The sequence below is a fragment of the Heyndrickxia sp. FSL W8-0423 genome, from assembly GCF_038009395.1.
In the GTDB taxonomy this organism is placed as follows: Bacteria; Bacillota; Bacilli; order Bacillales; family Bacillaceae_C; genus Heyndrickxia; species Heyndrickxia sporothermodurans.
Window position 1 is genome coordinate 438,318 of the sequence record NZ_JBBPBE010000001.1, and the last position, 23,696, is coordinate 462,013.

At 36.6% G+C, this 23,696-nt stretch carries 26 protein-coding genes and 4 pseudogenes; 10 read left to right on the plus strand and 20 right to left on the minus strand.

The annotated features are described in order from the left end of the window. Nucleotides 1-9 precede the first annotated feature (9 nt). From MKY81_RS02110 to MKY81_RS02140, 7 genes and pseudogenes are all read right to left on the minus strand, one after another. The gene (locus tag MKY81_RS02110; RefSeq protein WP_341116489.1) at nt 10-342 is read right to left on the minus strand and encodes a PTS lactose/cellobiose transporter subunit IIA; all 333 of its coding nucleotides are present in this window, start codon (nt 340-342) and stop codon (nt 10-12) included. 12 nt (nt 343-354) lie between these two features. Beyond that, nucleotides 355-657: a PTS sugar transporter subunit IIB gene (locus MKY81_RS02115; protein WP_108072843.1), complete on the minus strand. Its 303-nt coding sequence runs from the start codon at nt 655-657 to the stop codon at nt 355-357. A gap of 215 nt (nt 658-872) precedes the next feature. Continuing rightward, nucleotides 873-1,931 carry a lactonase family protein gene (locus MKY81_RS02120; RefSeq protein WP_341116492.1) on the minus strand — a complete coding sequence of 353 codons (1,059 nt, stop codon included), beginning with the start codon at nt 1,929-1,931 and terminating at the stop codon, nt 873-875. 89 nt (nt 1,932-2,020) lie between these two features. Beyond that, nucleotides 2,021-3,460 carry a glycoside hydrolase family 1 protein gene (locus MKY81_RS02125; RefSeq protein ID WP_341116494.1) on the minus strand — a complete coding sequence of 480 codons (1,440 nt, stop codon included), beginning with the start codon at nt 3,458-3,460 and terminating at the stop codon, nt 2,021-2,023. 341 nt (nt 3,461-3,801) lie between these two features. Continuing rightward, nucleotides 3,802-4,515 (minus strand): annotated as a pseudogene (locus MKY81_RS02130) (family 1 glycosylhydrolase); the annotation flags it as partial. Nucleotides 4,516-4,594: 79 nt separating this feature from the next. Beyond that, nucleotides 4,595-5,998 (minus strand): annotated as a pseudogene (locus MKY81_RS02135) (PTS transporter subunit EIIC); the annotation flags it as partial. A 358-nt stretch (nt 5,999-6,356) separates the two neighbouring features. Next, nucleotides 6,357-6,683 carry a PRD domain-containing protein gene (locus MKY81_RS02140; RefSeq protein ID WP_341116495.1) on the minus strand — a complete coding sequence of 109 codons (327 nt, stop codon included), beginning with the start codon at nt 6,681-6,683 and terminating at the stop codon, nt 6,357-6,359. A gap of 16 nt (nt 6,684-6,699) precedes the next feature. On the opposite strand from MKY81_RS02140, the pseudogene MKY81_RS02145 reads away from it, so the two are divergent. Next, a pseudogene (locus MKY81_RS02145) lies at nt 6,700-6,921 on the plus strand (PTS sugar transporter subunit IIA); the annotation flags it as partial. Here MKY81_RS02145 and MKY81_RS02150 read toward each other — a convergent pair. Beyond that, the gene (locus MKY81_RS02150; RefSeq protein ID WP_341116497.1) at nt 6,823-7,524 is read right to left on the minus strand and encodes a PocR ligand-binding domain-containing protein; all 702 of its coding nucleotides are present in this window, start codon (nt 7,522-7,524) and stop codon (nt 6,823-6,825) included. The pseudogene MKY81_RS02145 and the gene MKY81_RS02150 overlap by 99 nt on opposite strands. Nucleotides 7,525-7,655: 131 nt before the next feature. On the opposite strand from MKY81_RS02150, the gene MKY81_RS02155 reads away from it, so the two are divergent. The 4 genes from MKY81_RS02155 (at nt 7,656) to MKY81_RS02170 (ending at nt 10,548) form a co-directional block, all read left to right on the plus strand. Further along, nucleotides 7,656-8,414 (plus strand): SDR family NAD(P)-dependent oxidoreductase, encoded by a 759-nt coding sequence (locus tag MKY81_RS02155; protein WP_341116498.1) that lies wholly within the window; start codon nt 7,656-7,658, stop codon nt 8,412-8,414. Nucleotides 8,415-8,536: 122 nt separating this feature from the next. Continuing rightward, nucleotides 8,537-8,830 (plus strand): cbb3-type cytochrome c oxidase subunit I, encoded by a 294-nt coding sequence (locus MKY81_RS02160; RefSeq protein ID WP_181294692.1) that lies wholly within the window; start codon nt 8,537-8,539, stop codon nt 8,828-8,830. Between the two features lie 155 nt (nt 8,831-8,985). Then, a complete protein-coding gene (locus MKY81_RS02165; protein WP_108072828.1) occupies nt 8,986-9,921 on the plus strand; it encodes an NADP-dependent oxidoreductase in 936 nt (311 codons plus the stop codon). Nucleotides 9,922-9,999: 78 nt separating this feature from the next. Further along, a complete protein-coding gene (locus MKY81_RS02170) occupies nt 10,000-10,548 on the plus strand; it encodes an NADPH-dependent FMN reductase (protein ID WP_108072826.1) in 549 nt (182 codons plus the stop codon). 258 nt (nt 10,549-10,806) lie between these two features. Here MKY81_RS02170 and MKY81_RS02175 read toward each other — a convergent pair. The 5 genes and pseudogenes from MKY81_RS02175 to MKY81_RS02195 form a co-directional block, all read right to left on the minus strand. Beyond that, nucleotides 10,807-11,010, minus strand: a pseudogene (locus MKY81_RS02175) (LLM class flavin-dependent oxidoreductase); the annotation flags it as partial. 121 nt (nt 11,011-11,131) lie between these two features. Next, nucleotides 11,132-11,446 carry a hypothetical protein gene (locus tag MKY81_RS02180; protein WP_066234972.1) on the minus strand — a complete coding sequence of 105 codons (315 nt, stop codon included), beginning with the start codon at nt 11,444-11,446 and terminating at the stop codon, nt 11,132-11,134. A 296-nt stretch (nt 11,447-11,742) separates the two neighbouring features. After that, nucleotides 11,743-12,213 carry an inner membrane protein YiaA gene (gene yiaA / locus MKY81_RS02185; RefSeq protein WP_066234977.1) on the minus strand — a complete coding sequence of 157 codons (471 nt, stop codon included), beginning with the start codon at nt 12,211-12,213 and terminating at the stop codon, nt 11,743-11,745. A 223-nt stretch (nt 12,214-12,436) separates the two neighbouring features. After that, a complete protein-coding gene (locus tag MKY81_RS02190; protein WP_066234980.1) occupies nt 12,437-12,721 on the minus strand; it encodes a hypothetical protein in 285 nt (94 codons plus the stop codon). 82 nt (nt 12,722-12,803) lie between these two features. After that, a complete protein-coding gene (locus MKY81_RS02195; protein WP_325948063.1) occupies nt 12,804-13,634 on the minus strand; it encodes an aminoglycoside adenylyltransferase domain-containing protein in 831 nt (276 codons plus the stop codon). 129 nt (nt 13,635-13,763) lie between these two features. Here MKY81_RS02195 and MKY81_RS02200 point away from each other — a divergent pair, with 129 nt between their 5' ends. Then, complete coding sequence (locus tag MKY81_RS02200) at nt 13,764-13,934, plus strand: hypothetical protein (protein WP_341116500.1); 171 nt, start codon at nt 13,764-13,766, stop codon at nt 13,932-13,934. 172 nt (nt 13,935-14,106) lie between these two features. Here the strand turns inward: MKY81_RS02200 and MKY81_RS02205 are convergent, their stop codons facing one another. Further along, nucleotides 14,107-15,117, minus strand: coding sequence for a S66 family peptidase (locus MKY81_RS02205; RefSeq protein WP_066234985.1), 1,011 nt, complete (start codon nt 15,115-15,117; stop codon nt 14,107-14,109). A gap of 68 nt (nt 15,118-15,185) precedes the next feature. Here MKY81_RS02205 and MKY81_RS02210 point away from each other — a divergent pair, with 68 nt between their 5' ends. Further along, on the plus strand, nt 15,186-15,581 hold the full coding sequence (locus MKY81_RS02210) for a DUF3888 domain-containing protein (RefSeq protein ID WP_165797712.1): 396 nt from the start codon (nt 15,186-15,188) through the stop codon (nt 15,579-15,581). A gap of 34 nt (nt 15,582-15,615) precedes the next feature. Here the strand turns inward: MKY81_RS02210 and MKY81_RS02215 are convergent, their stop codons facing one another. From MKY81_RS02215 to MKY81_RS02230, 4 genes are all read right to left on the minus strand, one after another. Then, nucleotides 15,616-16,242 (minus strand): class I SAM-dependent methyltransferase, encoded by a 627-nt coding sequence (locus MKY81_RS02215; protein ID WP_107920526.1) that lies wholly within the window; start codon nt 16,240-16,242, stop codon nt 15,616-15,618. 13 nt (nt 16,243-16,255) lie between these two features. Beyond that, nucleotides 16,256-16,747: a tetratricopeptide repeat protein gene (locus MKY81_RS02220; RefSeq protein WP_066234991.1), complete on the minus strand. Its 492-nt coding sequence runs from the start codon at nt 16,745-16,747 to the stop codon at nt 16,256-16,258. A 225-nt stretch (nt 16,748-16,972) separates the two neighbouring features. Next, complete coding sequence (locus MKY81_RS02225; protein ID WP_066234993.1) at nt 16,973-17,437, minus strand: GNAT family N-acetyltransferase; 465 nt, start codon at nt 17,435-17,437, stop codon at nt 16,973-16,975. A gap of 31 nt (nt 17,438-17,468) precedes the next feature. Then, nucleotides 17,469-17,744, minus strand: a complete 276-nt coding sequence (locus MKY81_RS02230) for a DnaA N-terminal domain-containing protein (protein WP_160331479.1) — start codon at nt 17,742-17,744, stop codon at nt 17,469-17,471. Between the two features lie 205 nt (nt 17,745-17,949). Here MKY81_RS02230 and cyoE point away from each other — a divergent pair, with 205 nt between their 5' ends. Beyond that, the gene (cyoE, locus tag MKY81_RS02235) at nt 17,950-18,891 is read left to right on the plus strand and encodes a heme o synthase (RefSeq protein WP_066235000.1); all 942 of its coding nucleotides are present in this window, start codon (nt 17,950-17,952) and stop codon (nt 18,889-18,891) included. 410 nt (nt 18,892-19,301) lie between these two features. Here cyoE and MKY81_RS02240 read toward each other — a convergent pair whose 3' ends face one another. Then, nucleotides 19,302-20,198: a LysR family transcriptional regulator gene (locus MKY81_RS02240; protein ID WP_107920528.1), complete on the minus strand. Its 897-nt coding sequence runs from the start codon at nt 20,196-20,198 to the stop codon at nt 19,302-19,304. Nucleotides 20,199-20,316: 118 nt separating this feature from the next. On the opposite strand from MKY81_RS02240, the gene MKY81_RS02245 reads away from it, so the two are divergent. Both MKY81_RS02245 and MKY81_RS02250 read left to right on the plus strand, forming a co-directional pair. After that, complete coding sequence (locus MKY81_RS02245) at nt 20,317-21,354, plus strand: YeiH family protein (RefSeq protein WP_066235003.1); 1,038 nt, start codon at nt 20,317-20,319, stop codon at nt 21,352-21,354. Between the two features lie 555 nt (nt 21,355-21,909). Next, complete coding sequence (locus tag MKY81_RS02250) at nt 21,910-22,203, plus strand: hypothetical protein (protein ID WP_341116507.1); 294 nt, start codon at nt 21,910-21,912, stop codon at nt 22,201-22,203. A 303-nt stretch (nt 22,204-22,506) separates the two neighbouring features. On the opposite strand, the gene MKY81_RS02255 is transcribed toward MKY81_RS02250, so the two are convergent. Further along, on the minus strand, nt 22,507-23,694 hold the full coding sequence (locus tag MKY81_RS02255; protein ID WP_341116480.1) for an IS256 family transposase: 1,188 nt from the start codon (nt 23,692-23,694) through the stop codon (nt 22,507-22,509). Nucleotides 23,695-23,696 lie beyond the last annotated feature (2 nt).

The window sequence follows — 23,696 nt, forward strand, 5'->3', positions numbered from 1 at the left end:
TTCCCCTTTTTAGATATTTTTTTGTTTAAATAGATCTAATAATTCTTTCACAAGTTCTTTCATTGTTATCGTTGACATTAAATGATCTTCTGCATGCATTAACAGCATTGCAAACTCGACCTTTTCACCTGAAGCTTCTTTCTGTACCATCTTAAAATGAATCTGATGGGCATTATTCAAATCTTCTTCTGCTTGAACTAATAGATTATCTGCTTCTTCAACTTTGCCTTCACGATACTCACGTAGTGCCTGAATGATTTTACTTCTTGCATTCCCACTATGAAGAATCAGCATAAAATTAATTTGTTCACCAGTTAGTTCATCTACATTTACGTTTTCCATACTAATCCTCCGTTACATTAAAGATACAGCTTGTTCAAAAGCTTTTTTACCATCTGCCAAACCGTAAGCCATCATATCAATGACATCTACTTTAATGCCGTATTTGTCTGCTTCTTTTTGAAATTCGCCTTTCAAGAAACTCATTTGTGGTCCTATTAAGACAACATCGGCATCAGCCATTTCTTTTTTCGCTTGATCTTGACCAACTGCCCAAATCTTCGCTTCTTCACCGATTGAAGCTGCGTATTGTTCCATTTTTGTAACTAAAAGACTAGTTGACATTCCTGAACTACAAGCTAATAAAATTTTTTTCATCGAAATCAGACTCCTTATCTTGTATATGAATAGTAGTTTAATAGAACAATTAATAACGCTTTCATTAACCGCTTACAAATATTATTATAGTCATTTACTTTTAAATGTCTATACATTTAAATAAAAAATATATTTTTTTCTTAGGAAGTTACATAAAAAAGCTGACTCATTAAAAACCTTTTGAGTCAGCTTTTTTATCTTATAGAGGTAGTATATTATTTCAAAAATTTAACACATACCGGATAAGGCACTGCTATATCAGACTGAACTAGCGTTAATTTACCGGTAGCAGTATCTCTTGTATATAGCACGAGATTGCCTGACTCTTGGTTGGAGGCAACAACAAATCTTTCCGATGGATCGAGCACAAAGTCCCTTGGCCAATCTCCTTCAGTAGATGTGTGTTCAATAAATGTCAGTTTTCCGGATTCTTGATCAACACTAAAGACAGCAATGCTATTATGTCCCCTGTTTGAAACATAGACAAATTGACCATCAGCTGTGACATGTATCGCACTTCCTTGATTATTGGCAGTAAAGTCAGCAGGAATTGTTGAAATGTATTGGATGTCCTTAAAGGAACCTTTTTCACTGTCATATGATAAAACAATGACTTCAGAGCTTAGCTCCGTCATTAAATATGCATATTTTCCGTTCGGATGGAACTCTAAATGTCTTGGTCCACTTCCTGGCTGAACAGATAAGCTACTTACTTCTTCTAATACACCATCATTGTTTGCATATGTAATTAATTTATCAATTCCTAAATCGATTACAGCAATGTATTTTTCATCAGGAGTAAAACCTGAATAGTGGACATGTGGTTTTTCTTGTCTGTCTTTATTAGGACCGAAGCCTTCATGCTGTACAGTAGAAGATGCCGGTGAAACTGACCCATTTTCCTTGTTGACTGGGTACAATTCTACTGTTCCTTTATGATAATTGGCTGTTACTACATAATTTTTTTCATTATCTACACTAACGTGACAAGGTGAGGCTCCTTCTGTTAGCTGACTATTTAATAAATGTAATTCACCTTGATCAGAAATGGAATAAGCCGCTACACCACCTTTATCTCCTTCTTTAATAACAGAATAAAGATACTGATTATCCTGGCTTATAGTCAAATATGTAGGATTGCCTAACTCAGCTGCTACTTGTACATCTTTAATTTCAGGTATTTCCGTATTTAAAGTAAAGCTGTAAATTCCTACGCTGTCTCCTTTTGTATAAGTACCAACATAGCCTTTCAATGAACTGCTAGATTTACTCATTTGGAACCCTCTTTTCAAAAGTTTTGTTGATAAGAAGGGAGATTTCAATGAAATCTCCCCTTTATAATACTATATCATAAAGTCATGATTTATAATTTTTCCCCATTCGTAGAAATAACATCCTTATACCAGTAGAAGGATGTTTTCTTCTTACGTTCTAATGTACCACTGCCATCATCATGTTTATCGACATAGATGAAACCATAGCGTTTCGAAAATTCGCCGGTTGATGCACTCACCAAGTCAATACATCCCCAGCTTGTATATCCCATCAAGTCGACACCGTCTTCAATCGCTTCAGCCATTGCTTTAATATGTTCACGTAAATAATCAATTCGATAGTCATCATTAATAGAGCCATCTTCTTCAACTTTATCGTACGCTCCTAGCCCATTTTCCACAACGAATAATGGAACTTGATATCTGCCATATAGTTTGTTTAATGAAATTCTAAGTCCAATTGGGTCAATTTCCCAACCCCAATCACTTGCTTTTAAGAATGGATTTTTTACACCGGACATAATATTTCCTTGAGTATTCTCTTGATCACTCTTGTCCTTCTTCTCTGTTCGGGACATATAATAACTGAAACCGATATAGTCTACTGTGTGCTTTTTAATAAGTTCAAGATCACCTTCATGGATGTCTAATTCAATATTATGCTTCTTGAAATAACGTTTGATGAATGTTGGATATTCACCACGTACTTGAACATCTGCACAAAAATAATTAAATATGTTTTCTTCCTGAAGTGCATACATCACATTTTCAGGATTACTATCGTAAGAATAAACTGGAGCAAATAAGATCATACAACCAATTTTGGCATCCGGGATTATTTCATGGCAAGCTTTTACCGCAATACTGCTAGCAACAAACTGATGATGATAAGCCTGGAATGTACCTTGGTAACGGTCTTCTTCTTTTTGGATAGAGAAACCCAGACCCATAATTGGCATCATTAAACCACTATTAATTTCATTAAACGTCATCCAATATTTCACTTTATTTTTATAACGATTAAAAATCGCATTCACATATCTTTCAAAGAATGTAACAACCTGACGATCTCTCCAGCCTCCATATTCTTTTACTAAGTTAACAGGCATTTCATAATGCGAAATGGTGACAACTGGTTCAATTCCATATTTATGTAGTTCATCAAAAACACGATCATAGAAGGCTAATCCATCTTCATTTGGTTCTAACTCATCCCCATTTGGAAAAATCCGAGTCCATGCAATAGACATCCGATATGCTTTGAAACCCATTTCAGCAAATAATGCGATATCTTCTTTATATCGATGATAAAAATCAATCGCTTCATGATTAGGATAGTACTTACTCTCGTCAATTTGGAAGTCAAATCCTGGTGACTGCAAGATTGCTAAACGTTCTTTTCCTCCCGGAAGTACATCTGCAATATTCATCCCTTTATTTCCTTCGTGAAATCCACCTTCCAATTGGTTAGCAGCGGTTGCCCCACCCCACAAAAAAGATTCAGGAAATTTTTTACCATTCGTAGCCATTTTTCTTCCTCCTAATTTTTCACTTAATGTTCTACAAAAAAACAAAAAACCTAAGAAAGAATTTATCCTGCCGTAACAAGACTTTATGCTTTCTTAGGTTTTGCCTGCTTTACCAGTAACAATCCTGGAAAAATTATTATTCAATTTACATCTATTATAAACCTTCTATAAATGAATGACAAAGATTAAAGGTTTTCTCCGTTTGAACTAGCTTACTGGCCTTTTTCTCCCTTTTCAACATAACTCATGTCATTCACAGATTTAACAGTGTATTTACCATCTTTATATTCAACTTTTGTCACACTGGCATTTTCTAATTGAACAAGTGGCTGATCTGGAGCATAGGTCATTCCTGCAGCAAGCATACAACCAATTTTCGCATCCGGAATCATTTCATGGCATGCCTTAACTGCTAGTGCACTTGCTACAAGTTGGTGGTGAGCTGCTTGATATTGAATTTGTAATTTGTTTTCACCTTCTTTAAAAACAAGACCTGCTCCAACAAACGGTAGGTGAAGAAGCATATTAATTTCATTAAATGTCATCCAATATTTCACTTTGTCTTTATATCGTTTAAAAATTGTTTTCGCATATGTTTCAAATAGCACAACTAGTTTACGATTTCTCCAGCTTCCATACTCCTCAACTAAATGTATAGGTACATCAAAATGAGCAATCGTCACTACCGGTTCAATTCCATACTTCAAAAGCTCATCAAATAAGTCATCATAGAACTTCAAGCCTGCTTCATTTGGCTCTTGATCATCTCCATTTGGAAAAATTCTCGCCCATGATATTGACACACGCAATGCTTTAAATCCCATTTCTGCAAAAAGAGCAATATCCTCTTTAAAGCGGTGATAAAAGTCAATTGCTTCATGTGAAGGATAAAATTCACCTTCAATCGGCTTGAAGGATTCAATCTTCCCTGTCGCGATATCCCAACGGTTTTTCCCTGTTGGCATGACATCAATTGTAGTTAATCCCTTGCCATCTTCAATATAGGCGCCTTCTACTTGATTCGCAGCGAGGGCACCACCCCATAAAAAATCTTTTGTTTTTCAGATGTTTTACAGCTTGTTTTTGTTCTGCAGTCGTTTGTGTTCCAACTGTTGCTCCTAAACCCTCAGCAAGTTTCTTTTCTTTTCCGCCAAATAAAGCAGTTAGAATATAACCTAGAATGAACGCTGCTACAGCTCCAATGACTGCCCCCCAAAGTCCCATTGTAATTCCTTCCTTTGGACTAATAAAGCTTGGGAAGGCAAATATGCCAAGACCGCCCATCATATATGATTTCGCGTGAAAGGCACCAATAATTCCTCCGCCGATAGCTGCTGCAATACAGCTAATGATAAACGGTTTTTTCCTTGGAAGCGTAATTCCATAAATCGCTGGCTCTGTTACACCAAAAATACCGGAAATAAATGCTGGAATACTTAATGATTTTAACTTTTTATCTTTTGTCTTAAGCATAATGGCAAGAACAGCACCAATTTGTGCAAATGTAGCGGCAAAAATTAATGCCAAGATTGTATCTTGACCCATGACCATAATATTATTAATTGCAATCGGGATAAGACCCCAGTGTAGGCCAAATATAACAAATACTTGCCAGAATGCTCCAAGGAAGATACCTGCAACAATTGGACTTAAACCAATTAACCAAAGGGTTAGTTGTCCGATAAGCTGCCCTGCCCATGTTGCAATTGGTCCAATAACAATAAATGTAAGTGGAACAATGATAAGCAAAGTGAAAAATGGAACTAAAAACATTTTTACAACATCAGGAATAACCTTTTTAAGCCAATTTTCCAATTTTGCTGCTACATAGGTAGAAATAATAATTGGAATTACTGATGAAGAATAAGACATTAAGATTACTGGAATCCCTAGAAAAGTTATATGAATTGGTGATTCAAACATCGTTCCAGCAAATAATGTGTACAACGGCTCACCAGCTGATAAACCAGATAGCGTTGGATAAACTAACGCTGCACCAATTGCCATCCCGATAAAATGACTTCCGCCAAATTTCTTCATTGCCGTATAACCAAGGAAGATTGGGAAGAAGTAGAACAACGCATCACCAACTGCATTTAGAATTTGATACGTTCCAGATTTATCACTAAACCAACCTAATGCGACAAATAAGGAGTTAAATCCTTTAATCATCCCTGTTGCTGCTAATACCCCTAATGTCGGAGTAAAGATACCGGAAATGATATCGATGAAACTATTAAACACGCCTTGCTTTTTCTTGTCCCCATCTTCTTCAACCGGTGATTGGTTTTGAAAACCTCCAATCTCTACAACATCTTTATACACATCAGGCACATGATTGCCGATGACTACTTGATACTGACCACCGCTTTTCATGACCGTAACGACGCCATCCATATTTTTTAGAACATCTGTATTGGCTTTCCCCTCATCCTTTAATTTAAATCGTAAACGAGTAATACAATGGACAACACTATTTACATTTTCTTTGCCGCCGACATTTTCAATAATATCTTTAGCTAGTTGTTCATATTTCATAAAATGACCCTTCTTTCTTGTTATCATTTTGAATAAAAAAACCTGAACCAATCTGAATACGCATGTATATGCCTTTCCAGATTAGTTCAGGTTATGCCCAGATAGGTAACATTCCTAAACGAAGTTATTAAATTTGTTTGAATGAAAGATCCGCCTCCTTATTGTAAAAATGTAAGCTGCTTGTATTGAACAGCCAACAAAAAAACCTAAATTGCACGTCAATAAAAGACGGAGCAATTTAGGTTTAGCCTGCATTACCAGTAACAATCCTAAAAGAATTTACTTATTAATTTAGATTTATTGTAACAGCGCTTTCACCATATGTCAACGCTTTCTTAAAAATCATTTTAAAGTACTTTTAATCGGATTCTTCCTTCATTTTTTGGCGGTTCGTAACCCGATGGATGTGCACTGTTAAATAAATTTCCTCGTCTTTCGTTAATTCCCAATTAAACTGATTACTTAAATAAGCGGTGATTTTTTTTGCGCATGCATATGCATCCGGATACTTTAATTGGATCTGCTCAAAAAAGAATTGATCGACTGATTCATCCAATTTTTCTTTGCGGACAAACCGAACAGCGAAGAAGCGAAGATGAGTTAAAAACCGTTCGTAATTCACTGAATTCTCGTCTAATTCCATTTTAAAATGGTATTTTACGATATTCAAAATTGTATTAACCATCTCTGTAATTTGAACAGGAAAGGGCGTAGCAATTGAACCATCAGAAGGTAAATTAGTTTCGCCTGTATCTGGTACGGTTTCAGCCTTATTTCCAACTAATCATGCGATTGGGATTACTACAGACGAAGGTGCAGAAATTTTAATCCATATTGGAATGGACACTGTACAGTTGGAAGGGAAATACTTTTCTGCCCATACAACGCAAGGCGCTCGTGTTGAAAAGTCCGTTCTTAACATAATCTAGCAAAACCCTTTCATATGAAAGATTGGAATGAAAAAGAAAATTCCTTCTACCTTTAGATAACTCAAGATCTAGATCTGCTACTTCAATTAAGTCGGGAGTTAGGTCTTGATTGTTTTGTACAACAAATGTTTCATCTAATTTTTTACGATAAATTAAATAATACATTAATAAACTAATCGTCAGCAGTTGCTGCTTATCCATAATAGGAACGGATTGATAATATTCAATAAGCTGCCTTTTATTCACCTCCCCTTTAAAAGCGTCCATAATTTTGGTAATCGTTTCACCGGATATTTTTGACTCAAGGACTGGTCCGACAATAATAGTGCCTATAAAAAGGTTGGATTTTTTAAGATTTATAAAGAAAAAATTCAAATTTGAATTTGTAAAAAAGATAGGAAAATCATTTGGATCATCTTCATAAGTGTATACACTTATCTGTTCCATAAAAGGGGCATAATATGGATTCTCCCGCAAATCACTTCTTGAGAATTCATATTCAAATTCACCAAATTGATTAACATTATACACTGATATGTTATGAGCTTTGTAAATTAGCTCGCATATATATTGTAAATCAGCTACGTTTATCTCCATCTATGTTTAATAATCTCCTTCAAATTCATTCCATTAAATAAATACTATTAATCGTAAGATAATACAATAAATTAATCATTACAAGGGATATACTAGGTCATGTATTAAATAATTGACAAGGGGAGATATACATGGAATTATCAAATAAAATTGCTGTTATCACCGGGGCAGGAAGTGGAATCGGAAGAGCAAGCAGTTTGAAACTTGCCGAAAACGACGCAACTGTTGTATTAGTCGATTTCAATAAGGAAACTGGGGAAGAAACATTAAAACTAGTGAAAGAACAAGGCGGCGAAGGAATCTTCGTTCAAGCAGATGTTTCGAAAACTGAAGATGTACAAAACTATGTAAACAAAGCAGTCGAAACATACGGACGTATTGATATATTTTTCAATAATGCAGGTATTATCCAAAAGTTTGCTCCATTCACTTCGGTAGAGGAATCCGAATTTGATCGCATTATGGATATTAACGTAAAAGGAGTCTTCCTTGGAATGAAATATGTGTTAAAAGTAATGGAAGGGCAAGGCAGCGGCTCCATTATTAACACGGCTTCTACTGCAGGGGTTCGTCCTGAACATAGTGTAGCTGTATATTCTGCAAGTAAACATGCAGTTGTAGGATTTACAAAGGGTGCTGCAATGGAATATGCAAAAAAAGGAATCCGCATTAATGCCCTTTGTCCCGGCGGTGTGAGAACTACTTTAACAACTGGTGTAGAAGCACAGTTTGCACAAGGCGGTTACGTGCCAGACGAAGTTTCCAATATGAGAATGGGCCGTTATGCTGATCCGAAAGAGCTCGCTGAGATGGTTGCTTTTCTAGCTTCAGATAAAGCAAGCTATATGACAGGTTCGATTGTTCTTGTAGATGGTGGATTAACATTATAAACCCTATTTAGAAAAACTTCATGGCTGTATTACTTTAAAGAATATTCAGTATAGATATTGCATCAAAACTTCAAGCAAAGAGTAGGCGTCTAAAACGCTGTCTCTTTGCTTTTTTATTTTATTTGGCCACCCACTCGTTTATTTCTGACTACTTCCAGCTTACATATACTGGTATGTTGCGATTTCCAAGATCATTTGGTGGAAAGATTTTTAGTAATTCTTTATTGAGGCTTACTTTCTTATTACTTATTCTTTACTCTATCCCAGTTGGATTCCACCATCAATTAATGGATCCGGGAATATCTACCTTTTGGAAGTCCCTCCAGGTTGTATTGACAATGATAGCTTCAGATGAATCAAGGAACTGTGCTTGCAGCAGATGCAGGCTGGACAGCGGCGTTTTAATTTATATATAAACGTTTGGATTTAAACTCCAAGCGTTTTTTTGCTGGTTAAAAAGCCAGTAGGCATAATTTTTCCGATTAATCTTCATAAGTTTCGGTCATCAAAACCATGAAAACTACTACATTAATTTTTTTAATAATCCATTTTCGAATCGAGGGTGAGTACAATGAAAACGATTGTGATTGAAAAATATGGCGGCAAAGAGGAACTTAAGGAAAAAGAAATGCAACAACCGACACCAAAAGAAAATCAAGTTGTGGTGAAGCTTCATGCAACTTCCATTAATCCGATTGATTGGAAACTGAGAGAAGGATATTTAAAAGAAATGTTACCTTTTGATTTCCCTATTATTTTAGGATGGGATGCAGCGGGAGACATTGTTGAATTAGGTAGTAATGTGAGAAATTTTAAAATTGGAGACAAGGTCTTTGCTCGTCCAGAGACTACAAATAGAGGAACTTATGCTGAATTTACAGCAATTGATTCTCATCTCCTAGCCAAAATTCCAGATAATATTAGCTATGAAGAAGCGGCATGTGTACCATTAACTGGATTAACCGCTTGGCAATGTTTATTTGAGTTTGGCGATGTAAAAAAAGGAGAAAAAGTACTTATACATGCGGGTGCAGGTGGAGTTGGAACATTCGCCATCCAATTGGCAAAAAATGCGGGGGCTTATGTTGCTACAACTGCTAGTGCAAGGAACTCTGATTTTTTGAAATCCCTCGGTGCTGATGAGGTAATTGATTATAAAACACAAGATTTTGAAAGCATTCTGCATCAATTTGACTTCGTTCTTGACTCATTAGGGGGAGAAGTACAGGAAAAAAGCTTTACCGTTTTAAAGGAAGGGGGCCGATTAGCATCTATCGTTTCTAAACCTGATCAACAAAAAGCTTTACAAAAAAATATTAAATCTGATCTTGTTTGGCTGATTCCTAATGGAGAACAATTAAAAAAACTTGCTGAACTTCTCCAAGATGAGAAACTTAAAGTGATCATCGGACATACCTTTCCACTATCAGCGGAAGGAATCAAAGAAGCTCACGCACTCAGTGAAACTCACCATGCAAAAGGGAAGATAGTTATTAAAATACTATAAAAAATGCATATTTCTCTCATTCTAATAAACAATATATGCATGTAGAGAAAGACTAAAAAGAAAAAAGGATGATGAAAAATGACGAAAATTGGTATTGTAGTTGGAAGTCTACGAAAAGAATCTTTATCTAAAAAAATTGCGAAAAATGTTGCCTCGCTATTTCCTGAAGGTTATGAAACAGAGTTTGTCGAAATCGGCAATCTCGCATTATATAATGAGGAGTATGATGGTAATTCCCCATCAGAATATACCACCTTCCGCAACACGATAAAGGGAGTTGACGCTGTTTTATTTGTAACCCCTGAATATAACCGTTCTGTACCAGGAGTATTAAAAAACGCGCTTGATGTAGGTTCAAGACCGTATGGCGAAAGTGTGTGGAATGGCAAACCAGCAGCGATTATTAGCCAATCTATAAGTAATTTGAGCGGATTTGGTGCAAACCACCATTTACGCCAATCACTAACATTTTTAAATATGCCGATTGTTCAACAACCAGAAGTCTATCTAGCCAATTCAGCAAACTTAATAGATGAAAACGGTAAAATAAACAATGATGGAACAGTTCAATTTTTGCAAACTTTTGTGAATGCCTTTGTTGAATTAATTAAAAAATATCAATCATAAGGACTTTTTTTAAAATTTCAGTAATAGTATTTAAATGAAACCGATCTCTCTTAGCAAGAGGATCGGTTTTTTCTTTTCGTTCAGTTTTCTCCAAATATCGAATTTTCGCCTTCTTCTCCCAACAATCCTCGTTTCCAATTGATTAGATGTTTTTCAGGCTTAGCTTGAGGTACATCATTTGCAGAAATGTTGCTTCATGTTCCCCATAAACTGCTTTGGAGATACTTCTTTAGTATATACACTGGTTCTTGTTCCTCAAGCAGCTGCAGCAAGTACAACTGCTGGAGATGATGCCGCATAATCTTTCCGATGATGCTCACCCACACCAAAAATATCCAAGCCTACTTGGTCAGCTAGAACTATTTCATCCACTACCTCACGCAATCTTTGTGCGTGGCTAATTACTTTACCGGTTACCACATCCGGAGTTGTTTCGACAAACGTACTTACGCCTATTTCCATTTATATTATCTTCCTTTCGGCTAACAGTTTATATATATTTAATTGATGTAACTATTATATGTTTTTTATAGGCAAAACACTATTTACCAATCCTATTTTTCTTATGTTAACCAAAAGGAAGCTACTCACTTTCTTTAGGAAGAATCCCCTTAGTAATTTTATATAAAACTTTATATAAGGCTGTTACTCCTAAACCCATTGATACAATGATAATAATCACTTGACTTATGAACGTCAGAACCGGATGGAGGGAATATCCCCTAATCCATTTGCCACCAAAATAAATGCAAGAAAAACTCAATATTATCGTTAAAAGAAAGGCCAAAGATACACCTACCAATTGAATATTTGTAAGCTTTCTTAAGATTTCTTTGTTTTTCTGTATTTTATAAATGATAACTAGAATAGATAGAATCATTAAGAGCAGATCCTCCATACAAACACCCCTTTTTAAACAAATATTTCTTTATTAATTGCCAAGTATGATGAAACGAGGCAAGCAAAAGACATGAATACAAAAAAAGTCAGTTATAAATACGGAAAATATACAATTGAATCTGTGGGCTATGTAGGAGAAGAGAAAGTAATACTCTCTTCTTATTTTAGAAGATACATATAATTTTTGATGAATATCCATTAGAAAGAGCGGGATTATTTTAAAATACCGCCCTTTCTAATGCAATATTGATTGTCAGATATGAAAGAGCCTCCAGTCAAATGAACAAAAATAACTCAATCCCTTTCCCTTGCTCTCTGTGTATCTCTAATATTCTTTTGAACCGTTATCGCAGCAAATAAACTAAGCACAAATGCCATACCATAAAATCCCTTTTCACTTAAATCAATACTTCCTGCATTGTATAAACCGATAACCATTAATGCAATTGCTACAATAAGCGCAAACCAACTAATTCCATAATAAATAGTAGTAACTGGTATTCCCTCATCTTTATCTCTTACTGCTTTTTGTAAGGATACCGCTGAGTAGAGCCCGAATATTAAGACCGCAAAGTAATAGCCTTTTTCATTTAATAGCATCGTTGCATTAAACAAGCCTATTAGATATGCCGCAACACCTACTAATAGCGCTGCCCAAGAGGCCCCTTTGAAAGCTGGAGTCGGTTCTCCCTCTTTCCTTTCTATCTTCAATTTTGAATCATTTTGTTTACCCTTTTCAAATAAAATCTCATTATCATTAGACATTGAATACCTCACCCCCACTTTTTTTCTAATAAAAACAGAGCACCAGATAGTAGTGCTCCTACCTAAATATATTATACAGAATTTTCTTGCAATCAGCAGATGATTTTCCCCTGATTTCCTATTAAAATTTTAGTTTTCGGAGTTGTCAAAATAACCTTCTTCGTTTGTTTTAGAAAGTATACAAGCTGCGACTAAATGTTAAGGAAAAAATTACTTGTGGTAATCAAAATTCCCCATCAAATGGTGTGAACGGAATATTGAATCTGTTCTCTATGACACGAAGCCGTTGATTGACTCGTTGAAGTCGGCGCTGTAATTGATTAATTTCTCTTTCTTGGCGTTCATTTTGCCTTTCAAGCTGAGTGACACGACGTTCCAACTGCCGCCATTGTGGAAGTTGAAGTAGCTGTGATACTTGTGTATTGCGATCATAATAGTCCTGATACTCGTCATATGGGTTATATTCGTATGGGACGGACGGTATTTGATAATTGACAAACGGATACATATGGGCATCTCTCCTTATGGGTTAATACCCTATAATTTATGTAGGCATTTTCTAAATGAAACGGCGAATACCCAGAGTTCCCCTATTTCCTTAGTCTATTATCTTCAGTAAAAAGACGATTGCTTTCTCGAATGATGAATTCCATGTAATCTAATGCGTCTTTTCGTCTCGCAAAAACTGATGTGTAAAAGGATTTTTTATTTCCCTTCCGCAATCTCATTGATTCATTGATAATCTTATGCCATTTTTGAGGAACGGTCCTTAACGCGAATTCTCCAGCCCCTACTTTTGAGGTTATATCCTTTTCCCGGAATGTATAATAAAGACGGGATACGCCTAATACTCCCCATTCGATCATTCCTAAATTAAAAAATAACCCAATGTATTTTAAAGAGAGGAACTGTTTACAATCATTCGCCCAGTTACGCCAATATGTATTCAGATTAGCGCGCATATTTTCTATTAAGACATCCCAATTTACATCAAAATTAACATTTTCAAGTTTTTCGCCTCTCACAGTAACCCCGTATTTTTTTAATTGATAGGCATCAATGGAGTTTTGATCAAACTTCTTAAATCCTTGGAACTTTCCATCGTTAAAATAGGGGCATAACGGAGTATTTTTATTGGGAGATTCCAAATCAATTTGAAGAATATACACCCCATCTAAAGTCGTATGAGGAAATCTTTTTTGCATATGATAATGTATGTCTTTCAACCTATGTATCTCTATTTCACTCATTTCTCTTTTCACAACAGCTATGAAATCAATATCGCTTTGTCTTTCATTATATTCTCCTAATGATGTAGAACCATAAAGATAATAGGAATCAAGCAAATTAGGCAATTTTGACTCAAAAAAATCAAAATAAACCGATAAGACTTCATTTACCCTTACTGGAATATGATTCATTTGATTTTCCTCCGTTAGATTTCAGAAATTTATCTTCAGCCAAAATGTATGGCTATATTAAATTTATTGTACAACAGCTATTTCCTACGTGGTACAATTATCCAATAACATTCGAAAGAGGGTTTGAATATGTCTTGGGTTTCTATCTTTACTTCTACTTTACCTTTAATTGCGATTCTTTTTTACGTTGTTCCGATCGTATTTGTCATTTGGTTTCTACTGCGGTTCATTAGATTGCAGCAAGAAAGAAATGATATTTTAAGAAGCATATTGAAGAAACTAGATCAACGAAATCAGTAGATGGGGGAACCTGTCTTTTTTATTTGAAATATTAGCCCCTAGACGAAAAAAAGCCCTTCAGTTAAGAAGGAACTTTCCAAATTTCCAAAAACTCATTTATATTATTCGAGATTAATAAATAATTTACACAAAAGGGGATCTTCGGTAAGATTTTGTTCTTATTCTCTTACCTTCAAATAAACCGCTGCAAAACCATTCCCTTCCCATTCTCCACTTCTACTTCAGCAAATGCACCATTAATGAAAGTGATTTGCGGTGGGACATGACCGCAATCGATGTCATATATAATTGGGACTTGCAGTTCAGCTGACAGTTCCTCATAAATATCTTCAGCTGTATAATTATCCACTGGCTGATTAGCTGGACTTCTGCCAAACATAATTCCCGAGCAGCCTTCAAACCAGCCAGCTAGCCTCATTTGAACTAATGATCGCCGTAAATCAGCGGTTGTTAATTCACAATTTTCTAGGTACCACAGGATAGGTTCGCCATTCGTATATTTTTTTCGAAAATCCGCCACATCTCCATACGGCGTTCCGATTAAATGTCTAATGACATCAATGCATCCGCCCAGCAATCGACCTTCTATTTTCACATCTTTATTCGTAGTCGTTTTCCACTCTGTTTCTTCTGTTAAATGAAACACACATGGGGATGGATTGTCGTGTTGCCAATTCTTTTGAAACTTGTTAGAGGAATATTGACGTACCTCTTCCCCAGGTTTTGTGGATAAAACTGTTTCCCACATCGCGGTCGTCTCATCCGTCACTTCCCCTCTTAAGTCGATGATATTCGTTCCATGGGCTGTTGCTATTCCCGTTTTTAACGTGATAGCCATTAATAGAACACTTAGATCCGAATAACCGAGCACCCACTTATTTTTCATTTGCTCAAAGTCAATGTATTCGAGAATTTCGATTAACAATTCTCCACCCCACGGCGGAATAATTGCTTGTATTTGCTCATTCTGCATCATGTCAGTAAATTCAGCCGCACGTATTTTTGCTGGTGCTGATTTTGCTTTTTCCTGTGTCCATACAGTATCGCCGCAAATAATTGAATAACCTTTCTGTTCCATACGATCACATGCCGATTTAATCAAATCATGTAATTCCGCTTCTACGCCCGAAGAAGGAGCGGTGATGCCAATTGTTGCGCCTTTTTCTAAAATGGGGTATTTCACATAAAAACCTCCTTAAAAAGATGAATAGAAAACTACATTCTGGAAACATTAACTTCGAGGTGAAAAAAATGAAAAAAATAACAGTTTTATTAGCATGCTTACTCGTGTTCGGAAATGCTTCCATTGTAATGGCGGAACCAGCTAATCAAGGTCAACAAAATAAAATGACGGCAAACTTTAATAAAATATTCGCTGAAGTAATTTCCCCTTATGTGACGGAAGTCGTAAAAAAGGAAAATGGCGACCAGGCAACTTGGACGTTAGACAAAATGCAGAAGTTAACAATTAACAATAACTTCTCCGTTAAGCCTCCTAAACGAATTTACGAGGTGAAAATGACGGTTAAAGTAACCGACCCGACGAAGACTCAACCACATATTGATACAATTTTATTAAAAGTAGACCCACAGGCTGATCCAAAAAATGCGGTCGAATTAATCGAATACACTCATTCTGAAAAATAGGGGGCAACGAGCCTCCTATTTCTTTCCCCTGTTATTAACGAGAAATAATAAACACACCGCCACAATGTGAAATTGCATGAAATTCACATTTACAAACATCACTCAAAGCCGATGCAATCTCTTCATTAACGAAATAAAATTCATCAGGATCCCAATAAGCTAAACTTTCCTGCCTGCATTCTTCGAGCTTTTCACGTGTTTCAAAAGCGATATCTCCAATGTAAATCGCCCCATGTTCATTGAGTAATGGCAGCAATTCCTTAATAAACTCCACCTTATTCTCGTCAGTTAGATGATGTAATGCGTAGGTGCTGATAATCGATTCATACCGTTTCGCTTTTACCCCATCAGGTAAACCTTGTGAAAAATCACATTCGATTAAATGGGCATGCGGCATTTTTTCTTTAGCAATTTCAATCATTTTCGCGGAAAAATCAATTCCGTCAATATGTTGCCCATGTTCATATAATTTTGTTGTTAAAACTCCTGTTCCAAATCCGATATCCAAAACATGAGATGAAGGTTTTTGCATCACCTCATTAAAAATTGTATTTAAAATCTCTTTGTAGCCGGCAAAAGGATATTGATTATTTTCCTCACTTAGTTGAACCGTTTGGTCATAATCATTTGCCCATAAATCAAAACCTTGTTTACTTAACATGTAACTACTCCTTTCAATCCCAAACCTGATCTAATTTATCTGAGTAAAACTCAATCGCCCGTTTGTAGCTTACCAATTGAGGATCATTCGATGTTTCAGCTATACTTTTTAAAAGAATTTCCATCGCTTGATTATGGTCCTTTAAGTTGAATAAGGTCATAGCGTAGAATACCCGTATTGCATGGTTATGCGGAAATAACTCGATTCCTTTTAAAAAAGTACGTCTTGACTTCTCATATTCACCTAATGTTCGGTATGTACTTCCTAATCCAAGCAATGCTCCCTCTAAATCTTCCCCTTCAAGCCCCAATGAAATCGCCTTTTCATAGTAAGGAACAGCTTCACGTTCTTCACCTAGCACATCATAACTCCAGGCACATTGGTAGTTTATTACGGGATCACCGTGATGCTCTTTGGCTAATTGAATCAGTAGTTCATTCGATTCTATTAAATGTCCCTCTTCTCTTAGTTGGATTGCTTTCTCCATTTCGTGTTTCGTATACATTTGTGGCCTCCAACTTGAAAAATCTATGTGTATCCGGACTTTCCTTATATATTTTTGTCCTTCTTCTCGTAAAATCTATACGCAACCCGGGCTTCCTTATACATTTTTGTCCTTTTTCTTGTAAAATCTTTATGCATCCGGCGCTTTCCTATACATTTTGGCCATCCCTTTTATAAAATCTATATGCAGCACTGACTCTCTTCACTCTATTTTCCCCTTCGATACTTACATATTACTAATCTCATAATTAATCCATTCGTCATTTGTTTGCTGGCCGCCCATTTTTTCATATAAGGACTGACCGATTAGATTATCATGTGCGGTTTGCCATGACATTGCCGCATAGTCATTAGCTTTTGTATAGGCTAAACTTTCCTTGAATAATTGCTCTCCAATCTTCATACCTCTCGTTTTGGGAGCGACAAATAAATCATTTAATATCGCAATTTTCTTCACTCTTGTCGTACTAAAAGTGAAGTATAATGTGGAGAATCCGATCAGTTTTCCTTCTAATTCTGCAACAAACTGTACGCCGACTTCAGGATTAGATAATAAATGTTCAATTAAGTTTCGAAGCTCCTTCTCTTCAGGACGCGGTCTTTTATAAAAATCAACGATATATTGGAGCATTAGGTCGATTAGTTCATCGATATCTTTCCGACGTGCTCTTCGAATCGATAAATAATTCATTCGCTCGTCCTCCTCGGTTAATTTATCTCGTTTACTTCGACGATTGAACAGAAATATGAATGCGAACCTTCTGATCCAATACTTTGCATACAGCCTTTTCGAGATCAGCTTGAAAATGTTTCCTAATCCAGTCTGCCGAGAATTCATTAACCGCACAAACCAGCATTTCATTTTCGCTTAATCTATCGATTGTTGCTTTACTAAACCAAGTCTTAATCGCATTAGGTTCGAGAGATAACTTTAATTCATCTAGTACCTCTTCCCAAAGTCCGACTTTTTCTGTATGTATTTTTTTTGAATGGGTCAATATTCTTGCTCCTTTCAAATTACATTTACCAATTTCCATCTCCCATACATTCGACAAAATGGTGGGTAATTCCTTTTTCCTAACATAAGAAAAGCAGTTGTTTATATATCTGTTAAAAATTGTTCAAAGCTGAACAAACTTTTCTTCTATGAATTATGATAAACTTATATGGCAGATAACCTTGGAAAAAGGAAAGAGGATAACTATGCGAAGCGATGTAAAGATCGATAAAAGTGTTCAAAGTACGTCTAGCGCAGTCTCAAAACAATCGCTAACGACCATTTTGGCACAGACGGTTAAGACCGGTATTATTAAATCAAACTTATTAGCCATGTTTGCAGGGTTAACATTGGCTTTATTTATAAATGATTATAGCCCGCTTGAGAAGATTCCTGAGATCATTTTAGCGATGATCGGATCAGCTCTAGTGATAGGTGCTGCAGGTGCTTTTAATAATTTATATGACCGTGATATTGATTCCATTATGGAACGGACAAAAAATCGCCCAACAGTAACAGGTGCACTGCAGCCAAAAACTGTACTCCTGCTTGCTATCATCATGTCCGTAGTAGGATTAGTATCCCTTGCATTTACAACACCACTTGCCGCACTCTTCGGGCTTCTTGGTTTATTCTTCTATGTTGTGCCTTATACAATGTGGACGAAACGCCGTACCATTTATAATACGGAAGTTGGAAGTATTTCAGGAGCAATGCCTCCACTTATTGGCTGGGCAGCGATTACAACTAACATGATGCATCCAGCACTTCTAGGCCTGTTTGTCATCATGGTTCTTTGGCAAATGCCTCATTTTTATGCAATTGCCATCCGCAAGTATGATGATTATAAAGCAGCAAATGTTCCAATGCTTCCTGTCGTTAAAGGATTTAAGCGAACTTATATACAAACAAATATCTACTTGATTGCTTTAATTGCTGCAAGTTTTCTTTTTATCACATTTAGCATCGGGATTATGTTAGTCGCACTCATTTTAAGTATTGCCTGGCTTATCTTAAGTATTGTTGGCTATAAAAAAATGACAACTAAAAAATGGGCGACAACAATGTTTATTTTTTCACTTAATCATCTCACTATTCTTTTTGCGACCATCATTGTTTATTCCTTTATTGGAAGTACATTTTTATAGGGCTGTCTCGTTAAGATAAGTAGTTTTCGATAACATGGATAAAATCTAAAATCGCAGCACAAATAACATTATAATTAGCACAAAAGCTTGGGATTTTTTTCTCAAGCTTTTGTTAACTAATGGAGAAGTTGTACAAGCTCATTTAGACGCTAAATCGAGTTTGATAAATAAGCGGAAAAATTTCTCTTATTTAAGAAATAGCACTGAAAATACCTTAAATAGCCGGAAAGATTCCGACTATTAACTTGAAAAACGCAAAAATAAGTAATTTTGCTTTGCTTAATCGGAAAAACTCCGCTTATATTCCCCGAACCGAGATCCATTCTGCTATTTTACCGGAAAATATCCGCTTATTTTGATTATCCTCAAAAAGGACATTAATTGGTCTACCGAAACGGAACTACTTATCGTTAAGAGAAGCCCCTTTTTTTAAACTGCTCCTTTAATAATCTTATAAATACTTCCAGTGCTTTCGTTTGAAAGGAAGTTCGTAAGACGACTGAAAAACTTCTTTTAAAAGGAGTATCTTTAACAGGGAGAGTTTTTAACAATCCCATCGAAATTTCCTTTCTTATTGCCAGTTGAGACAAAAGAGTGATGCCCAATCCGGATTCTACGGTTTCTTTTATTAATTGGGTACTGCCGAATTCCATCGTATCTGTTGGAGCTATGGATAACCGTTTGAAAATGGTTTCTGTTGCCTCTCGCGTTCCTGAGCCTATTTCGCGGATAATCCATGTTTCCTTCTCTAAGTCGGAAATTGGGATCTCCTTTTTTTGCAAAGATAAAGGATGAGTGGAAGAGGCAACAACATACATCATATCTTCGGTAAAAGATTCAATTGAAAGATGCGGGTCCTTATATTCTCCCTCAATAATTCCGACATCCAGTTGGTGACCAATAACTAACTCTGAGATCTCTTTCGTATTCCCAATTGTAATCTTAGGTTTAATGAGTGGAAATTGTTGATGGAGTTTCGCAATTAAGTGTGGCAGCACATATTCACCGAATGTATAGCTCGCTCCAATAGACAGCGGTCCACTTGCCCGATTCGTCAAATCGTCAATGAGGCCCTGCATTTTCGAATAAAGTCCTAAAATTTCCTTTGCGTGATAGTACACAATCTCACCTGCTTTATTTAAGCGAACGAATTTATTGCTCCGATCAAGCAGCTTTGCCCCATAAGATCGTTCCAATGCTTGTATGTATTGACTCACTGCAGGCTGCGTCATATGAAGCTCCTCGGCCGCACGTGAAAAATTCCCCTTATCTACAACCGTGACAAACACGAGTAAATGCTGATCCATCATAGCTTCCCTCCCCCCTTTATAAGTTTTACTTATTATGAACATCATATATATTTATTTTCCTTATCGTCAATGATGAATTATCGTAATAGTATAGAATAATTTTGGAGGTGTTGACATGGAAGAAAGAGCAAAAGTACTTGAACCGATGGAACCGAAGCGAAAACCGTCTTCCCTCCTTTGGGTCGGTGGCATTGCATTTACCTTTTTTATTGCTTTACTTGGCTTCTTTTTAGCAAAAGTCCCAGGATTCGATCATGTCGGCCAGCTTGCATCCGCGATAGTGATTGCTATTGTGTTCCGACAATTTTTTGGATACCCGGAAGCGATTCGATCGGGAATTAATTTTTCATCGAAGAAGCTTTTGAGATTCGCTATTATTTTATACGGATTAAAATTAAATATTAATACGGTGTTTCAAGACGGAATCGGTCTGCTTATTCGTGATGTAGGTGTGATCGCCTTTGCGATTCTCTTTACGATGTGGCTTGCTAAAGTGTTTAAAGCGGATAAAACAATTTCCCTTTTATTAGGAGTCGGAACCGGAGTGTGTGGGGCCGCTGCGATTGCCGCTGTCGCTCCAATCATTAAATCAAAGGACGAAGAGACTGCAATTGGAGTTGGAATTATTGCTTTAGTTGGAACAATCTTTGCCATTGCTTATACAATTCTTCGCCCTATTTTACCATTAACCCCTGTCGAGTATGGGATTTGGTCTGGCACAAGTTTACACGAAATTGCCCATGTGGCCTTAGCCGCTGCACCGGGTGGAGAGGATTCCTTAGCAATCGGTTTACTAGCTAAACTAGGACGTGTTTTCCTTCTTGTTCCGCTTTGCTTTATTTTCATGTATTTTGTGAATCGAAAAAAACACGGGAAAGAAACTGCTGGAAATAAAATTGAATTTCCATGGTTCTTAATTGGGTTTATCGTTATGAGTCTATTCGGAAGCTATGTTCTTGGAAGTCAGATCCCTGTATCCGACGGCTTTACGAATGGCGTTTCCAATGTAACAACATGGTGTCTAACTGCTGCCATGGTCGGCCTTGGCCTTAACGTCAGCATAAAAGACCTTCGCACCAAAGCCCTGCGACCACTTATCGCCATGGTCATCACATCGATCTGTCTTAGCGTCATCGTTTACTTTATCGTGTAAAAATTTTCATAAAACAAAAAAGCCTATAGAATGTAAAAAGACTAGATCACATTTAGGAACCAAGACTTTATATAAATAATAAGCGGAGAATTTCCGTCTATTGTATATAAGGGTGGGTTAAGATGTAGATATAAGCGGAGTTATTCCGATTAACTGCTCTAAATGAGCCAAAATCCAAAGATTTGGATGAGGTAAGCGGAAAAACTCCCCTTATTTTTAGGGAAATATGAGTATTTCCCTAAATTAACGGAATTTTTCCGTTTATTTTTCAAACTCGGTAAAATCAACCTTCAGTTATAAGTACAAACCCTCCTACCAAATTTGGACAGTTTTTTACCCCTTAATTTTAATTTGCTAATCGTGTGTTTTTTTAATAATTTTTTACAATAAACAGAGGTTTTTCAATAAATAGAAATATTTAAATAACATACGCGCTCATATCTAATAATTGAAAACAGGAGGAAATTCTATATGATACATCGAACAATACACCGAAAGATTATTGGGTTAAATGCACTTTTTATTTTGACTATATAATCAAGGTGCGTCCATCAAATGAAAAACTTTATTATAATATCGGTATCTTTAGTCTTAGTATTAATTAGTGGTTGCTCTCAAACAAGTTCAAAAGGAAGTAAGGATTTTATGGAGATTGTAGGTGATAAATCGGTATCTAAAATAGAAGTGATTGACGGGAGAAATGGAAACCGACACACTATTACTGAAAAAGACAAAATACAACAATTTATTCAACTTCTTAATGAAAAAGAATATAAAGAAATGGAAAATCACGAAAAAACAAAAGGTTATATATATAAAGCCGTTCTCTCTTCCAGGGTGTGTCAATAATTTTGTGTAAATAACCCTATTTCCGGTAGAAAAGTTAGCCTGCTTATTTTAGTTGATAAAACTTCTATCTCTAGGTTAAACACAGAGCCACAGCGGTAGCTGCTTGTCCTTGACCTTGTGCCTTTTCTTAGTTCTTGCTGGTTGGGTTCAGGGACCCGGCCAGCGAGAACTTAGAAAAGATCGGTCGTGGTACGCTAGGTGTGCGGATAAAGTCCCCACATAGGGCTTTATTTTTCCCATCCGACAACCTACACACCACCACGACCGCAAACAAGGTCAAGGATGGCGGATCAGTGCTAGAGCTTAATCTTCCAGTGCTTCAAACATGTGTATCAATTCTGATTTGGCCTTTTCAAAGCCTCGATGACAACGCATGCCAAACTTGTGATTATAGTCTAGAAACCGTGTCACGAGAAAGCGTTCTAAGGATTCTTCATTCGGGAATTGTTCTTTGCGTTTGACATATCGTTTGATTTCTTTGTTAAAAGCTTCAATTAAGTTTGTCGAGTAGATACTGCGACGTATGGAAGCTGGAAAATCAAAAAACGTTAAGATCCGTTTGTTGTTCATCACTGATTCAATGACACGTGGATAAGGCTTTTCCCACTTGCTTTGCATCTGTTCTAAGGCTTCTAAAGCTTCTTCACGGTCTTTCGCTTGATAGACGGCCTTAAAATCATCGAGAATGGCTGCGCGATCCTTTACACGTACTTTGCTGGAAATGTTTCGAGCGACATGTACACAGCACACTTGATGTTTCGCCTTTGGATAGACACGGTGAATGCTATCTGTCATCCCTGGCAATCCATCGGAAATGAAGAGAAGAACGTTTTCTACTCCTCGCTCATGTAGGCATTGGAGGAGTTCTTCCCATACGTGCGAAGACTCAGTTGGTGCAATGGTAAAGTCTAAAACTTCTTTGTTTCCTTCTTCCGTAATACCAATAGCGATGTAGACAGCTTCTTTTTCAACCGTTTGACGTCGAATCGGAATATGAGTGGCATCCAAGTAAATGCACACATAGCGTTCTTCCAGCTTTCGTTCATGGAAAGCCTTCACGTCTTCAGAAACAAGTTGCGTTAGGTTCGAAACCGTTTGTTTGGAATAGTGATGTCCATACATTCGCTCAATGAGATGAGCGATTTCATTTGTCGTAATCCCTTTTTCATAAAGGTGAATGACAAACTGTTCCAGCGTATCATTGGAACGCTTATAGGGAGCTATTGTTTGTTGTTGGAACTGGCCATTACGGTCTCTAGGGATACGAAGGTGTAGTTCTCCGTATTCGGTTTTAAAGGTACGATCGTAGTAGCCATTACGGGAATTGCCGGAATGAAAACCTTCTCGATCATAAGGCTCATAGTCTAAAAAGACAGTTAATTCATGTTTTAACAGCTGATTGATGGCTGTTTCCAAATGATGACGAAAAACTTCTTCAATATCTTGTTTTTGTGCTAGTGCTTCGATTAAATCTGTAGTAAGATGAATCATAG

Excerpts from the sequence above, each read along its gene's own strand:
- MKY81_RS02110 (WP_341116489.1), bottom strand. The coding sequence starts at position 342 with ATGGAAAACGTAAATGTAGATGAACTAACTGGTGAACAAATTAATTTT.
- MKY81_RS02115 (WP_108072843.1), bottom strand. The coding sequence starts at position 657 with ATGAAAAAAATTTTATTAGCTTGTAGTTCAGGAATGTCAACTAGTCTT.
- MKY81_RS02120 (WP_341116492.1), bottom strand. The coding sequence starts at position 1,931 with ATGAGTAAATCTAGCAGTTCATTGAAAGGCTATGTTGGTACTTATACA.
- MKY81_RS02125 (WP_341116494.1), bottom strand. The coding sequence starts at position 3,460 with ATGGCTACGAATGGTAAAAAATTTCCTGAATCTTTTTTGTGGGGTGGG.
- MKY81_RS02140 (WP_341116495.1), bottom strand. The coding sequence starts at position 6,683 with ATGGTTAATACAATTTTGAATATCGTAAAATACCATTTTAAAATGGAA.
- MKY81_RS02150 (WP_341116497.1), bottom strand. The coding sequence starts at position 7,524 with ATGGAGATAAACGTAGCTGATTTACAATATATATGCGAGCTAATTTAC.
- MKY81_RS02155 (WP_341116498.1), top strand. The coding sequence starts at position 7,656 with ATGGAATTATCAAATAAAATTGCTGTTATCACCGGGGCAGGAAGTGGA.
- MKY81_RS02165 (WP_108072828.1), top strand. The coding sequence starts at position 8,986 with ATGAAAACGATTGTGATTGAAAAATATGGCGGCAAAGAGGAACTTAAG.
- MKY81_RS02170 (WP_108072826.1), top strand. The coding sequence starts at position 10,000 with ATGACGAAAATTGGTATTGTAGTTGGAAGTCTACGAAAAGAATCTTTA.
- MKY81_RS02180 (WP_066234972.1), bottom strand. The coding sequence starts at position 11,446 with ATGGAGGATCTGCTCTTAATGATTCTATCTATTCTAGTTATCATTTAT.
- yiaA (WP_066234977.1), bottom strand. The coding sequence starts at position 12,213 with ATGTCTAATGATAATGAGATTTTATTTGAAAAGGGTAAACAAAATGAT.
- MKY81_RS02190 (WP_066234980.1), bottom strand. The coding sequence starts at position 12,721 with ATGTATCCGTTTGTCAATTATCAAATACCGTCCGTCCCATACGAATAT.
- MKY81_RS02195 (WP_325948063.1), bottom strand. The coding sequence starts at position 13,634 with ATGAATCATATTCCAGTAAGGGTAAATGAAGTCTTATCGGTTTATTTT.
- MKY81_RS02200 (WP_341116500.1), top strand. The coding sequence starts at position 13,764 with ATGTCTTGGGTTTCTATCTTTACTTCTACTTTACCTTTAATTGCGATT.
- MKY81_RS02210 (WP_165797712.1), top strand. The coding sequence starts at position 15,186 with ATGAAAAAAATAACAGTTTTATTAGCATGCTTACTCGTGTTCGGAAAT.
- MKY81_RS02215 (WP_107920526.1), bottom strand. The coding sequence starts at position 16,242 with ATGTTAAGTAAACAAGGTTTTGATTTATGGGCAAATGATTATGACCAA.
- MKY81_RS02220 (WP_066234991.1), bottom strand. The coding sequence starts at position 16,747 with ATGTATACGAAACACGAAATGGAGAAAGCAATCCAACTAAGAGAAGAG.
- MKY81_RS02225 (WP_066234993.1), bottom strand. The coding sequence starts at position 17,437 with ATGAATTATTTATCGATTCGAAGAGCACGTCGGAAAGATATCGATGAA.
- cyoE (WP_066235000.1), top strand. The coding sequence starts at position 17,950 with ATGCGAAGCGATGTAAAGATCGATAAAAGTGTTCAAAGTACGTCTAGC.
- MKY81_RS02240 (WP_107920528.1), bottom strand. The coding sequence starts at position 20,198 with ATGGATCAGCATTTACTCGTGTTTGTCACGGTTGTAGATAAGGGGAAT.
- MKY81_RS02245 (WP_066235003.1), top strand. The coding sequence starts at position 20,317 with ATGGAAGAAAGAGCAAAAGTACTTGAACCGATGGAACCGAAGCGAAAA.
- MKY81_RS02250 (WP_341116507.1), top strand. The coding sequence starts at position 21,910 with ATGAAAAACTTTATTATAATATCGGTATCTTTAGTCTTAGTATTAATT.
- MKY81_RS02255 (WP_341116480.1), bottom strand. The coding sequence starts at position 23,694 with ATGATTCATCTTACTACAGATTTAATCGAAGCACTAGCACAAAAACAA.